The sequence below is a fragment of the Bacillus sp. FSL W8-1202 genome (genome assembly GCF_038006165.1).
GTDB lineage: Bacteria > Bacillota > Bacilli > Bacillales > Bacillaceae > Bacillus > Bacillus subtilis.
Genome location: NZ_JBBOUR010000001.1, coordinates 886,746 through 902,113 on the forward strand (window position 1 = coordinate 886,746; position 15,368 = coordinate 902,113).

Annotated in this window: 9 protein-coding genes; all 9 read right to left on the reverse strand. The window is 43.3% G+C overall.

Annotated features, from left to right (window positions below):
* Positions 1-8: 8 nt before the first annotated feature.
* A complete protein-coding gene (wapA, locus tag NSQ09_RS04545) occupies positions 9-7,013 on the reverse strand; it encodes a tRNA nuclease WapA (RefSeq protein ID WP_341030605.1) in 7,005 nt (2,334 codons plus the stop codon).
* 165 nt (positions 7,014-7,178) lie between these two features.
* Positions 7,179-8,114 carry a DMT family transporter gene (locus tag NSQ09_RS04550; RefSeq protein ID WP_129138094.1) on the reverse strand — a complete coding sequence of 312 codons (936 nt, stop codon included), beginning with the start codon at positions 8,112-8,114 and terminating at the stop codon, positions 7,179-7,181.
* Positions 8,115-8,264: 150 nt separating this feature from the next.
* Positions 8,265-8,711 carry a universal stress protein gene (locus NSQ09_RS04555; RefSeq protein ID WP_046161034.1) on the reverse strand — a complete coding sequence of 149 codons (447 nt, stop codon included), beginning with the start codon at positions 8,709-8,711 and terminating at the stop codon, positions 8,265-8,267.
* 102 nt (positions 8,712-8,813) lie between these two features.
* Complete coding sequence (gene bglH / locus NSQ09_RS04560; RefSeq protein ID WP_306373003.1) at positions 8,814-10,223, reverse strand: aryl-phospho-beta-d-glucosidase; 1,410 nt, start codon at positions 10,221-10,223, stop codon at positions 8,814-8,816.
* Positions 10,224-10,245: 22 nt separating this feature from the next.
* Positions 10,246-12,075 carry a PTS beta-glucoside transporter subunit IIABC gene (gene bglP, locus NSQ09_RS04565; RefSeq protein ID WP_017697580.1) on the reverse strand — a complete coding sequence of 610 codons (1,830 nt, stop codon included), beginning with the start codon at positions 12,073-12,075 and terminating at the stop codon, positions 10,246-10,248.
* A gap of 419 nt (positions 12,076-12,494) precedes the next feature.
* On the reverse strand, positions 12,495-12,833 hold the full coding sequence (locus NSQ09_RS04570; protein ID WP_015250873.1) for a hypothetical protein: 339 nt from the start codon (positions 12,831-12,833) through the stop codon (positions 12,495-12,497).
* A gap of 16 nt (positions 12,834-12,849) precedes the next feature.
* Positions 12,850-14,466: a T7SS effector LXG polymorphic toxin gene (locus tag NSQ09_RS04575; RefSeq protein ID WP_341030606.1), complete on the reverse strand. Its 1,617-nt coding sequence runs from the start codon at positions 14,464-14,466 to the stop codon at positions 12,850-12,852.
* A 19-nt stretch (positions 14,467-14,485) separates the two neighbouring features.
* Complete coding sequence (locus tag NSQ09_RS04580; RefSeq protein WP_213419891.1) at positions 14,486-14,755, reverse strand: YwqI/YxiC family protein; 270 nt, start codon at positions 14,753-14,755, stop codon at positions 14,486-14,488.
* An 11-nt stretch (positions 14,756-14,766) separates the two neighbouring features.
* Positions 14,767-15,132 (reverse strand): YwqH-like family protein, encoded by a 366-nt coding sequence (locus NSQ09_RS04585; protein ID WP_003218945.1) that lies wholly within the window; start codon positions 15,130-15,132, stop codon positions 14,767-14,769.
* Between the last annotated feature and the right edge of the window lie 236 nt (positions 15,133-15,368).

Sequence of the window (15,368 nt, forward strand, 5' to 3'; positions counted from 1 at the left end):
TAACCTTATTAACGCCTTCTCTTAGATTTATTTCCTTTTCCGTGTGTATGGAATACGTGTTTAGAACCCTTAGCTCTTGAACTTCCATAAGCTGTGATTACTTTACCCCTTTTATTTAAAACAACTGTAGCTTTTTTTCCAACATATTTCGTTGCCCCATTAGGTTGTTTTATTACTTTTTTAGGGCTTCGCACAGCATTCAGTTTGGCCCTTAAATTGACTCCACGGCCTCCATTTCTTCCTATAGATTGATTAAGTCCATGTCTTGTATGACCTGTGATTTTAACTGCCTTCTTCGTAAACTTATAGGCGCGACTAGCACCCTTAAATATCTTCCCAGGACCAAAATTAGAAGCAGCTGCCCAAGCAGCACCTTTCCATCCTTTACCTGATTTATATGCCTTATATCCATCATAGGCTGCAAATCCGGCATTTACCACAAGCCATACCCAATGCCCGTCCGGGTCAACATTCATCACAGGGTTATTATTTCCATAAGCATACCCATTCTGATCCAATGAGTCTCCGTCGCTGCCTGGGTCTGGGTCGAGCGATAGGAACACGCCGTTTCTTGGCTCGTAGTAGCGGGCCATGAGGTAGTACAGGCCGGTTTCTTCGTCGTATTGGTAGCCTGCGTAGCGGTAGCGGTTGTCTTTTACTTCGTCGCTTGCTTCGGTTTTTGTTGGATTTCCCCATGCGTCGTACTGATATTTGGCAACCGTTTTTCCGGTGCTGTCTGAGATCGCGATGATGTCGCCGTGAGCGTTGTAGTGATAGAAATATTTCTTGCCATTTTCTGTGTAGGATAACAGCTGGCCGCTGTCTCCGTACGTGTATGATTTTGTGACGTTGTTGTCCGCGTCTGTTTCATACAGGACGTTCAAGCTGTCTCCGTCGTAGAAGTAGTTCGTGACTTTTCCGTTGACGGTTTTTTGGATTCTGTTTCCTTTTTCGTCATACTTATATGTTGCGAATGGCTTGTCTTCGCCTTTTTTGGTAACGGCGGTCAGGTTATCTTCTGCATCCCACGTATATGTGAATTTGCCGTCGGATGTGCGGTTGCCGTTTTTATCGTAGGAGATGCTTTCATCATTGACTTTTGTCAGCTGGTTCATGATGTTGAAGGAAGCGTTCACCGTTTTGCTTGAGCCGTCTTTTACAGTTGTAACGGTTTTCCGGTTCCCGAATCCATCATATGTGTATTCAATGACAGTACCGTCTTCATGGGTTTCTTTGACAAGCTGATTCAGCTTCCCATACTCATATTGCACCTTGCCGCTTGCTGAGCTGTTTATCGTTGTGCGATTGCCGTTGGCATCATATTCATAGCTTTCCGTCAGAATGCTTCCGCCGTTTTTGTCACCGATATGCAGCGAGCTTACAAGGTTTCTTTCGTCATATGAAAAACTTGTTCCGCCGCCGTTGCCCGTAATAAAGGTTTGGACGTTGCCATTTTCATCATAATCAAATGAATATGAAGATGTACTGTCTTTCATCTCAATCATTTGATCCAGCTTGTTATACGTAAATTGATTCGTTCCTTTTTGGTCCCCATGAGTCCACGAGAAGGTTTTCAGCTTATCGGAGTCACTAGGATATGTCCAAGTTTGACTGCCGCCGCGGTCAGTCAATTCGGTTAAACGGTTTTTATTGTCAAATGTCCGTTTCTTTGTGGTGTTCTGCTCTTTATTAACGACCGACGTTTCATTTCCATTTTTGTCATACGTGAAATTGTACTTTTCTGTACCGTTATACGACTTTGATTTCACCCGGTCTGTTCCATCATAAGAAAGAGATACTTCGTTGCCATTCGGTGAAATGGTTTTGGTCAGATTGCTGTTGGCATCATATTCGCTTGCTAGCACATTGCCCAGAGGGTCAGTTGTTTTGACAAGCTTGCCCATCACATCATATTCGTATTTATAGGTTTGATCTGCTCCCGCCCGGATGGTTTTGCTTACCTCATTGCCTTCCTTATCATAGCTGTGAAGGATAGAAGTGCCGTTGGAGAGCGTCATGTTTGTCAGTTGGTCTGCCTGATCATACGTATAGGATGTTTTTTCACCTTTTGCATCCGTTTCAGACGTTTTCTTACCAGTTTCATCGTAATCAGTTGAAGTGGCGTAACCTAGTTCGTCCTCTTCCTTGGTCACATAGTTGCCATTACTGTCATACGTGCTTTTAGTCAGAAGGCTTCCTTCAATCAAACGGATATCATCAAACCAGACTGTGCCTGTCGCACTCTTTTGGAACAGAATACTAATATCTACTTTATTGATCGGCTTTGTTTTAGGGATGACGACAGCTGCCCGGTTCCATTCCTGTGTTCCAGAAGGGAATTTCGCATTGTAGACGCCTGTGCTGCCGTCAGCGTAAGTGACATTCGCCTGCAGAGAATAGTCTTTTTCATCTGTAAATTTGACGCTGCTTGCTTTCGACATTCCTGTCAGTGTGAGATAAACCGGTTTGTCATTTGCGCTTTGCCCTAAGACAACGGTTTGTTTTGTTACTGATCCGGCTTGGGACGCACTGGTCCGGGCAGCTTTTAATGATACATCATCATTAAAGCCTTCTTCAGAATCAACGGATGCTCCGCTTACATTCCAGTTTTCCGTCGCTGATGTGAAGCTGCTGTTTTGAACTGGGTTATAGCTTGACGATACTTCGCCTTTTTCCAGCTGGACTTCATCGAACCATGCTTTTCCTTTGCCATCTTTATCATTATGATCGACTTCCATATACACAACGGCTTTTCCTGCATTTGCTGGAGTCGTAAAAGTGATTTGCCGTTTTGTCCAGTCATTTTTTCCGGCTAATGCACTGTATTCATTGTGAATCCATTGAATTCGTTTTTGATCTCTGTCTCGCAAATCAATGTTAAAGTAGGCTCTTGATTTCGCAAGATCTGTTTTGATTTTCCCGCTTAATGTATAGGTTGTATTCGGCTCCAGCTCAACTGTTTGTGTCGCTGAGGAAAACCCGTGATCGGTTCCGGCAGACGTTGATTGACTCAAGATTTCCAATGCCTTTGATCCGGAAAGAACTCCGCTTTTATCGGTGATAATTGAGATTTTGCCGCTGTCTTTAGAAGCAGTCAGATTCCAGCCGGATTTTTGCGCTTCAAAGCTTCCATCTTTCAAAATATTAGTTGAAGCTGATAAATCTTTGCTGGATTGAATCTGATTTCCGTATTTATCATAAACGGCTGCTGACGATGATTTTCCACTCTGATCGGTTTCGGATACAGCATCCAGTCCGTCATAAGCAATATCCGTGACATTGCCCTCGGTATCCTTCATTTTTGTGACATCGTTGTTTTTGTTGTATTCGTATGTCTCAGTTCCATATGCGTCTTTAACAGACGTAACGTTGCCATCTTTGTCATATTGATAGCTTTCCGTTGCTTTTCCGGTGCCGACGTCGTTTGGATCGACATCTTCTACAACATTGTTGCCTTCATACTTTGTATTCGTTGTAATTTTTAACCCTTCCGCATCATCAATGACCTGAATCGGATTTCCCGCTTCATTATAGCCGTACTGTACTTTCCGGCCATTCGGCTGTGTCATGAGAAGCGTCTTTTTATCAGCATCATAGCTATAGACATATGTTTCTTTCTTAGCGTTAATCGCTTTATCGAGACGGTGTCCGTTATACTGATATTCGGTAAAGACAGGCTTTGCTTCGGTACTATTGGATGAATACTGTTTGACAAGGCGCCCTTCGCCATCATAGTCATAGCTTGTGACAGTCCCGTCTGTATCCGTAACCTTCTTCAACAAATCATTCTCATATGAGTAGGTGACTTTCTTATTCTTAGGTCCGGTGATGGAAGTCACATGGCCATTTTCATCATATGTGAATGTAAGCTTGCGGCCTGAAGCATCTGTAATGGCTGCCAGTTGATTTTTGTCGTTGTAAGTGTAGACGGTTGCATTGTTGTGGCCATCCACTACCTTTTGAAGCTTACCGCCTTTTTTATTGAAATAAGCATTGGTTTGATCTTTTGTTTTTAATATGAACTGATCAGCAGTTTCTGTTAATTCAAGATATACACCGGTCGGCGGCTGATACGTGCCATCGGCTTTTTTCGTGAATCGATGTGTCGTAGCGTCTTCATCGATATACATTGCCCCGCCATCCGTTGAGATGACAGATGTTTCTGCATCAGCATACCAGCCTTGTCCAAATAAGTGATCAGAGCTGTCAAGACTGTTGTAGGTTCTCGATAAGCCAAGTCCCGGACCGCGTCCGTCAATTGACAAATCTTCTTCATTCACAATGACATTGCCTGTCGCACCATTTAACTGGCCGCTTGGGATATCAATGATAGACCAGTATTCTTCTGTCCCAAGGAATTCTGCGCCTTCATGGAACGTTGGGTTAAAGGGCGCTGTCGGAATCGTTTCACCATTCGCATCATAAGCGACAAGCGTGAAAGAATAATTCTCCTTCCCTTTGTAATTTCCATTTGCATTGTTATAGACAGGTGACGGATCGAGGGCTAATTCCCCGCCTTTTCCATCTGTATGAAGCTTATAGCTTCCGGCTTTGATTTCCTCAGAAGTCGGCCAGATGTTTTTATTTTGGGTTGTCCAATGATCCGCGTCACCCACATCAAAGGATTGATATTCTTTACCGTTGTAAATGTTAACTTTATAGCCTTTCGCATTTTGAACCTTTTCCCATATCAAATTCACATAGCCCGTTTGACTCGATTTTGTATTTGTATACAAATAGCCAGTTAAATTCTTTGGCTTAGCGATATCAGGAAGTGCCGGGTTAGCAGCCGGTGATGCAATGGATTCGCCGTCTTTGTTGTATGCGATAATTTTAAACGAGTAATTTCTTTTGGCTCCATCTCCCCCGGCGTTTTTATAAGTTGGGCCGGGATTGATCGGCAGCCCTGCTCCGCTCCCGTCCTTTAGGTGAAGAGCATATTTTCCCGCCTTGATTTCTGCACTTGTCGGCCAGATCTTTTTCCCTTTTGTGGTCCAAGACGTCTGATTTCCGAGATCAAGTGTCTCAAAGCCTTTCCCATTGAACACCTGAATCTTATAGCCGGTTGCACCAGATACAGCTTTCCAAGAAAGATCGAAATAACCTGTGGCATTCCCATTATTGTAGCCCTTTGCTGATGGTGCTTGTGCTTTTCCTACATTAGGGATAACGGGCTTTGCCGGTGCGGACATCGCTCCTTCACCTTGGTCAAATACTGCACTGACGCCAATCCAGTAGTTTTTGCTTGTAGCATAGCTTCCGCCGGAATTCTTATAGACCGGGGATGGATCTAATGCCAATTCAGCTCCATCCTTGCCGTCCAGATGCAGTTTATATCTCTTGGAGGCAATTTCTGCGCTCGTAGGCCAGATTTTTTTCCCTTTTGTGCTCCACGACGTGACGTTGCCTGCAGAAATCGCTTGATATTCCTTACCATTGTAGATCCATACCTTATATCCTTTTGCGCCTTCAACCTTTTTCCAACTGATATCGAAATAACCTGTGAAATCGCCGTTGTGATAAGCTTTAATTGTAGGGGTGTTTCCCTTTGGTATGGTATACGTCACTTCAATATACGGTTTATTGGCGGAGTTCGCTGAAGAAATTAGTTTTTTCCAATACTCCTTGCCGTTTCCGTTTGTATGAAGCTTAAATCCATAGTTGGCCCCGCCAGAGTTCCATGACTTTACAGCAGCAGTCACGTCATAACTCGCCCATTGTCCTTTATGGACGTCGGCTTTTCCGATATTTTTAGATGCCGGTTTGGTGTTCCATGTCACTTTTGCATTATCATAATTGCTGTTTACCGTATCCAGCCAAAGACCGGTTGCCTTTGTTCCATAATAGGAATGGGCTACGTATGTTTTTAATGTAGCTTTAGTGACAGTCATATTTTGAATTGGCTTTAGGTTGTTAAATTTCATGAACGCATAGTTTGTGCCTGTTGTTTTGTCATAATAGCCCGTTTTCAGTACATAGGCCTTTAAATTAGCATCCCATTTTTGTGAGGAGGCCGAATAGTTCGTCGTCGGGTAGGCACTCATGACAAACGTGTCCGATGAAACAGATAAAGAAGTTGACGGGTCAATAGAAACTGGATATACGCGTTCCGGGTCTTTCAGCCAGTTCTCGTCTGCCGTAAGATGAAGCAAATACCCTTCTTCATTCTTTTCCAGCTTATAGCTGACTTTGTCTGACCGTTCAACCTCGCCGGAAATCTCATCTAGTTTTGAATCCGTCATAAAAGGCTTAGGCACAGAAAAAACAACTTTGCCTTTTTCATCAGAAAAATCAATGGATCCATCCTCTTGCTCTTTAGCCTGCAAATCGGTTTTTAACTGAAATGTAAATGTGTTGTATCCATCATACTGATGAAGGACTAAATCTTCTTTTATGTTTTCATTGAATGTGAAAGTCTGAAGATCAATATTCGGAAAAACATCCGGATATACAATCTCATTACTGTCAGTCTTATAATCTGCTGAGGTATCTTTCGGAGTAAGTGAAGTTTTATTCGGGCCTTTCGCTTCTACAAGTGAATATGTAACCTTATGGTCATTATGCTCAAAAGTCGCGTAAAGCCCGTTCTTCATTTGCTTTTGAAAATCTGAATTCAAAATGGCGTTCTCTGTCTCGACTTGTTTGCTTGTCGACTCTTTTAACTCAGGAGAAATGTCTTCCCAGTCGGCATCAGGTGTTTCCTTTATATGAATAGGATCAAGATATACTTCCTGTTTATAGACACCGTCACCTTCATAATAGAGTTTTGTATTTTCTGTTCTTTCAGAGGTGATCTCACCCTCTTTGTTTATATCTTTTGGATCAAAAGGTACAGCTTCCTCAGTTTGTTCTTTCTGAAGAGTTTCTTCTGGATCATCGGCAGCAATACGATTTCCATTCTCTTCTTCTGTGGTTTTTGCTAGTACATCGGCTGGCACTAATGAAATGATTAAAGCCAACACTAAAAATGCTGCTATGAACCTTTTAAAGTTTCGCCTCTTTCTTTTTTTCATTTTCTCTCTCCTTTTGTAATAAAAGTAATATTCACTCAATAATCTTAACTAGACTGAAATATTATTACAATATTTTTCTAGAAAATTTATCTTGTTTTAAGGATTAACGAGAGTCTATTGACCTAAAATAAAAAAAGGCCGCATAGGCCTTTTTACATTTTTTCATTATTGGATTTGTTCAATATCCGTACCTTCAGCTGCCACATTCTCCTTCCCCTTCCTCCTGACAAGCGTCAAGGCCATGCCCGCAAAGATCAGCACGATGCCGAGCGTTTGATAGAGGTCAGGGCGGAAACCTGTGAAGACGGTATCGAGCACGATCGCGACAGCGGGGTCAAGAAATACAATGATTGAAATAAATTTCGTTGATAAAAATCGCAAGCTGTCAAAAAACAACAAATATACAATACCCGTATGGATAATGCCGGTAGATACCACCATAATCCAGTTTCCCTGAGACAGGTCAGCAAAAGCGCCAAAGTGAATAAATGGAATCAGGATGATAACCCCTAAACCCGTTTGCAGGAAGGTGGTCGTATAAGGACTGAGGTTTTGAATGCCTTTTCCCAATAAAGTAGTGAACGCATAAAACAGCGCGGCGAGAACGGCCCATATGATCCCTGATCCCATCAGCTGTGTCAATGAAGTGCTGCCGTTAATCCCGGAAATCAGCGCAGTTCCCAGAAAGCAGATGATAATGGAGCTGACGGAGATCACATTTAATTTCTCTCTGTAGAGGAAGCTACCCAGAAGAAGAACAAGCACCGGCGCTAGATGATAAACGGAGATGACAATTGTAACGGACGTTTCTTCAAAAGACTTAAATAAGAACACCCAGTTGAATACAAGAAAGAAACCGCACACCAATGTTTGCAGCACGTCTCTCTTGCTCCATTTTTCAGTTTTATACTGGCCGGACGCCAGCCAGCAAAGGCCTAAAAACAGCGTCGCGCAAAGGCAGCGGACAAAGACCAATTCAAATGACGGCAGATTGGTATGCTCTGAGAAAAAGCCGATGGAGCCGAAAATCACCATAGAGATGACCATTTTGATTACGGCTGTTGATTTTTGTTTTGACGATATGGAAAGATCCTGTTGCATCAAACGTATTCTACCTCCAGTACTGCATAGCATAAACTGTTTTTTATGAATTCAGAAATCTACACATAGAATTCCTCTTTTTTACATGCAGATATTATAACACTTCTATTCTAAATAAAAAAAAGCGCCCTTGGGCGCTTTTTTACAAATCTATCGAACAATCAAAACCGGGCATGTTGATAATTGAGACACTTTATGGCTGACGCTTCCAAGCATCATTTCTTTCAGGCCGCTGATCCCCCGGCTGCCAACTACAATCAGGCTGACGCCTTTCTCTTTTGCGTGATTTAGTATCTCATACGCCGGCTCGCCATTAGCGTAAATGGTTTCAGCTTGAACGCCTTTTTCGGCTGCTTTTTCTTTTGCATTCTCAAGGATTTTCAGGCACTCTTTTTTAACCTCGTTCCTGATTTCATCAATAAAGTGTTCAGGCACATAGACAATTCCCGTCAGAGAAGAAGTCGTGACGACGGCTTCTCTCCCCACATGAAGAATGCTTAGTTCCGCTTGCTGCTCTTTTGCCAAATGCACTGCGGCATCAAGCGCTTTTGCACTCATGTCTGATCCGTCAATCGCTACTAACATTTTGTTAAACATGCTCTTCCCGCCTTTCGGACTGTGGGTGGTTCATCTTTCTCTTTTATTGTCCGCCTGCATTTCGTTATTGTCAATTGAAGCGCATGAGTTTTCAAAAAATTGTCAGATACTCTCTCCGTTTGTGGCGATAACCTGCTGATACCAGTTGAAGCTTTTTTTCTTGATGCGGTTAAATGTTCCATTTCCTTCATTGTCCCGGTCTACATAAATGAAGCCGTAGCGCTTTTTCATTTCCGCAGTAGATGCGCTGACAAGGTCAATTGGCCCCCATGATGTGTATCCGATTAATTCAACGCCGTCCGCAATGGCTTCGCGCGCTTCAATTAAATGATCACGCAGATAGTTGATTCTGTAATCGTCCTGAATTGAGCCGTCATCCTCAACCTTGTCTACAGCGCCAAGGCCGTTTTCAACGATGAACAGCGGCTTCTGGTAACGGTCGTATAAGGTGTTGAGCGTGATGCGCAAGCCTTTCGGATCAATCTGCCAGCCCCATTCTGATGATTTGAGGTAAGGGTTTTTGACTCCGCCCAGCAGGTTGCCCCCTGATTTTGCAAGCTCTTCCGGATCTGTGCTCGCCGCCATCGACATGTAGTAGCTGAATCCAATATAATCCACAGTATGTTCTTTCAAGAGCTCTTCATCGCCTTCAGCCATTTCAATTTCAATATTGTTTTCTGCCAGATAGCGTTTCATATATCCCGGGTATGCGCCTCTTGCCTGAACATCTGAGAAGAAAAGTGTTTTGCGCTCATTCTCCATTGCCGCGAAGACATCCTCCGGCTTAGAAGTCATCGGATAGGTTGTCGTTGCCGCTATCATACAGCCGATTTTCGAATCAGGAATGATGTCGTGACCCGCTTTGACAGCAAGAGCACTGGCCACAAATTGGTGGTGTGCCGCCTGGTACATCGCGTTTAATTTGTTTTCTCCTTCTTCAAAAACAAGACCGCCTCCGGTAAACGGCGCATGGAGCACCACGTTAATTTCATTGAACGTCATCCAATACTTCACTTTGTGTTGATAGCGTTTGAAAACCGTTTTGGCATAGCGTTCATAAAACTCTATGACTTTGCGATTCTTCCAGCCGCCATAATTTTTCACTAAACCGAGCGGCATTTCATAATGAGAGATGGTTACGACAGGCTCAATATGATGCTTTAACAGCTCATCAAACAGATCATCATAAAATCTGAGGCCTTCTTCATTGGGCTCCTCTTCATCGCCATTCGGAAAAATTCTCGTCCACGCAATCGATGTGCGGAACGCCTTAAATCCCATTTCTGCAAATAAGGCGATATCCTCTTTATAACGATGATAAAAGTCAATCCCGTTGTGATACAGATTCAAGGAAGTCATTGATTCATCAAATGGAGACATGATCCCGTTCGGCGATACGTCAGCTGTCGAAAGCCCCTTACCACCCTCGTTATAAGCACCCTCCACTTGGTTGGCAGCAACTGCGCCGCCCCATAAAAATCCTTCTGGAAATCGTTTTGCGTTTGAACTCATATTGATCACCCCATTAGTTTTTTCAAGATAAAGCAAGCAGCGCTTCTTTTGTCTGTACTTTACCGATCTCTTTCACCGGCGAAAATGAATATTGGTCTGTGTTGGTCACGATCACCGGGGTAATGACGTCATATCCCGCGGCTTTGATTTGCTCCAGATCAAAGGACACGAGCGGATCTCCCGGTGCGACCTTGTCGCCTTCTTTGACGTGAGCCGTGAACCATTGTCCCTCCAGCTTCACTGTGTCCAATCCAATGTGTATGAGTATTTCAGCTCCCTGATCACTCGTAATGCCAATTGCGTGTTTTGTTTTAAAAATGGTGGTAACGCTTCCACGAACAGGCGACACAACTTCTCCTTCTTCAGGCTCTATGGCAAATCCTTTTCCCATGATCCCGGCAGAAAACACTCCGTCTTTGACTTCACTTAAGGCTTTCACTTCTCCCTTAATCGGGCTGTGAATGATCTCTCTGCTGCCTTCATGCAGTGCCGGCTGCTGGCTGCCGTCAGAAGGCACATCCTCGAATCCAAGCAAATACGCAGCTGCTGTTCCCGCCGCAAACGCAATCACAAGGCCGATCATCGCGTAAATAAACGTTGGGCCGATAAAGACAGGGATGCTTGGGAGACCTGCATTACCTCCGACGATATAGGAAGCAACACCCGTCATGCCGTAAAACGCGCCACCGGCTGCACCGCCAATCAAAGCGGCCGCAAACGGCTTTTTCAATCGCATATTCACGCCATACATCGCAGGTTCTGTGATCCCCATCAGCGCCGTGATGCTTGTGGTAAGCGCGAGTGATTTAAATTTTTTGTTTCTGGAGCGAAGGAAGACGGCAAATGATGCTCCCGCCTGCCCCATATTCGCCAAAAACATAGCCGGCAGTAAATAATCGTGGCCGTTTTGAGCGATGTTGTTGATCATGATCGGCACAAAGGCATAGTGCATGCCCGTCATAATGATTAAAGAGAATGTACCCGCCAGCAAAATCATCGCCACAAGCCCTGCATGATCAAACAAATAATTGACCCCAGAAGACAAGTATTCTCCTAAAATAGCGCCAAGCGGACCGACTGTAATCAATGTCAGCGGCACGACAATCAATAATGTCAACGTCGGAACCACAATCAATTTGAGAGATGCGTGTGTAAAACGGTCAATCCATTTTTCTACGTACGAAGCAATCCAAATCGCCAGCAAAATCGGGATAACCGTTGACGAATAAGTGGCAGCGGTTACAGGAAGCCCGATAAAGGAAATCGGTTTCCCCGCACCGAGCAGGGCTGTCAAATCCGGATGCAGAATCGCCGCCGCAATGGCTGCCGCTACGTACGGATTGCTTCCGAATTTTCTCGCCGCACTCATCGCTAGCAGGAGCGGCAGGAAGTAGAACGCGCCGTCACCGACAGCCGTCAAAATGACATGAACCTGGCTCTTCTCCGCCATCCAGCCAAACGTAACTGCCAGCGCAACAAGCCCTTTGATCATCCCCGCTCCCGCAATCGCAGGCAGAATCGGGGTAAACACACCAGAAATCACATCAAAGACCGCACTCAGCACATTCTTTTTCTGAGAGGATGAACCAGCGCTCTTTTCATCACTGAGATTGCTGTGCCGCACAATCGCCTGATACACCTTCGGCACATCGTTTCCGATAATGATTTGAAACTGCTCGCCGCTGATATTGGTGCCCATCACCCCCGGCAGCTGCTCCAGCTGACTGCGATCCGCCTTCGCGTTGTCATGAAGATTAAAACGCAGCCTCGTCATGCAGTGGATCACGCGCTGAACGTTGTCTTCACCGCCTACGAGTTGTAATATGTCCTTCGATAATTTATCATAATCCATGTGTATACCTCCTTTTTATGGGGGGACTGCTGGATGAAAGGTGGCCGCCTTTCACCAGCTTTTTTTGTATCAAATGCTGCATCACCTCCTAAAAGAGAATAAAAAAACCTAAATGACACAGATTGCGAGAGTCTCCTCCTGCACCTGCACCATTTAGGTTTTGCCTGCTTTCGCAGTAACAATCCTGACGGGTCGTTTTATTTGTTTGTAGGTATACTTTAGCACTAGATTCGCGGGATGTCAACGCTTTCATTTTTTGGTGTTGACTAAGGTGATTGCTCAATAAGGACTATTTTTTATAACGGTAAGCCATTTTGTATATTTTGTTTTATTTTTCCGAAAATACTATCAAATATATCAGCTGACTTAATATAAAAGTAAAAAACCTTGAAAGGCATTAGCCCATCAAGGTATATGTTTTATTTTTGACTATCCCTTTTCCATATACTTTCTCCGTCAGTTAAAAAAACTGCACTTGGCGGATCATCATAAAGTGAAATTTCAACTAATGAACCTTTCTTTTGTATTAACCAATTATATAAACTACTTTCTTCACTAGTAGGATGAGCTAAAATATCATTTACTTGAAATGTAACTGCATAATATTCGATAAAATTCACATCATCGTCATCCAACCCATTGTCTGTTTCAAAGAGTGTGTCTGGTTCACCAATAATCTTTAATCCACTATCCCACTCTATTATCAAGTCACTATCTTTATACTCTTTTAACGCTTTTATTAAAGGATCATATTCCATGTATATCCTCCTCTTATTACTTCTTTAATGGTTCTGAAGGCACTATATGCGCTCCGTCTTTTCCGTAATGAATCATTCCTCTAGTAGTTTCAATGTATTCACCAGTATCACGATCATAGTATTTTCCAATTGGTTTACCAAAGTCTACTCTTTCTTTTTTACCGTTTGGTAGTAGTTGACCTTTTCCTGCAAACTTATCAAGCAATTCCTGTGCTGTTTTATTATCACCATAGAAAATACTCTTGTTTTTACCATTTGCTATTTCTTGTTTGTAATTTGGCGTATTAGGAATATGTTTCTCTTGAGCACCTGGCTTTACTTTAACTGGGAATCCATGTACTTCTCTGTAAGGTCCTTTAGGTACTGACTTCTTTCCATAAGAAGGTACACCATTACCCGTATCCTTAGCAACGTTTTTAACTTCCGAAGCCTTCTTAGCCTTTTTCCCATCATTAATAAGTTTATTAATATCTATTAACTTTTCTAACTTAGCTATTTTGGCAAATGGTACTGAGTTTATGGAGGCAACAACACGGTCTTTCCCTGTGACTTTTTCGCCTGATACCGGATCTCTGCCCGTGGCTGCCTTAAAAAGATCATACACGCCGGTAAGTTCTACAGCCGTCTCTAAAATTTTCACATATCCATTCTTATCCACTTTAATGTCCGAAAGCGAGACGACAGGTTCAAGCTTCATGTCATTACCAGATATGTATACATTGTAAAGTGTATCATTATAAACGACTTGCTTAACCTCTGCATTTGAGAAATCAGTTTTTATATGTTCTCTATGTTCACTCGTATTATACACTTTACCATTGATAACGATGATATTTTTACTTACCTTTTTAGAATGACCCGTTTTGACAACTGAATCCACTTTAGACTTTTCATTCTCGGCTAATTTCTTCAGCATCATCTCCATCGGTGAATCATCCGGCTGCTTCATTTGCGGGTTAATCGCGCCGAAGGTTTGGTTGATGTTTTCTTGTTCCTGTGATTTCAGGATGGAGCCGCTTTTGTAGCCCGTGATTTCAATTTTCGGGCCGGTGTACATGGTTTCAAGCTGATCCATGTATTTTTTCATCGTTTGAAAATCTGATTTTGCGGTTTCTAGTGCTTGGGTTTGCTGGCCGTCAAATTGAAAGAGCTTATGCAGGGTGTCTGTAATCAGCCGCTCAGCCTGTTCTGTTTCCATTCGGAAAAAGGTATCATTGACTGCCGGCAAGCTGACGATGTGGCCGATGGCTGATGTCTGGCGATTGACTGCGTCAGTGAGCTGTTCTGTCACTTCTCGTGCATGCTTGACCCCGTGTCTTGCGTCGTGTGAGAGAAAAGCCTCTGCGATCATGCCGTGGGAGTCAGATTCTACTGAGGAAATCGCATGCTGGGTTTGTTTCAGCACTTTTTTGTATTCGTCGATAAACATACCAAAGAAAAGGAGAAAAGGCTTGTGGCACTCCTCGTAAAAGGTCCGGATGGCATCTCCGCCTTTTCCTTTCAGCGCATCCTTCATGCCTGCCAGGTGCTCAACGCTTTTTTCCAGCTTCTCCAGCTGTTGTTTTTGCTTGTCCAGTTTCTCAATCGTATGCTGAATGCCCTCGTGAAGAGCGTGGACATCTAATGTTTTCAATCCCTTGTCCTCCCGCGCTTTATTTCATGGAAGATGATATGTTTTCGTCCGTTTCCTTCATGGCGTTTACCGCGCTTTCCGTTTGTGCGATATGCTTGGCCAGAACAGACGCATATGCTTCAGTGAGCTCTTTGATGTCCTTATTTAATTGCTCGATGGACTTCACAACATTCAAATGGTTTCTGCCTGAGAGATGGCCGGGCAAGGAGGACTTGAGTGCAGCTGAATTCTTGAGCTGAGAAAGCCCTTGCTTCACTGTGCCATACACCATTTTAATTTCCTGTGCCATTTGTGCTCACCTCACTTTTTATGTTTTTCCTTCTCTATTTCATGCTCTATCCTCGTAATTTGGCGTCTTATGGAATAGACATCGCCCTCTAATGAGTGGATTTTTCCTTCTATGCTTTCGATGATTCCGCTGACTTGATCGCTTTTGATTTGCTGATATGCTTTGTTCATTCCTTCACGAATATCTTCAAACCGCTGAGCATGTGTTCCTCTCCATGCCTCCCGGTTAAGATGAGGCCGGTGAATGAGATGCTGGGCCTCAGAGAATTCGTGTTTGATTTGCCTGATTTCGTGCAGCACTCGTTTTAATTGATGGATCTGTTCCTGTTTTTCATGTAAGTCGGCTTTTACCGAATGTAACAACATTTCACTATGCATGCCGCAACACCTCGTGTTTCTATCAAACTGTGTAAATCCTTTACAATACAGACTATTTTCATATTACATGATGGGTCATATTGGATAAATAGGTAAAAAGGTTTGTCTTGAAAAGGATTTGAATAAACCTAAATATCTACTTATCTCTTTGTTTTATTTTCTCCTGATTAAAATCCAGCATACAAAGGACTATGTATCTAGGTTAATTAACCTCATTCAATTCGATAAAATTAGGA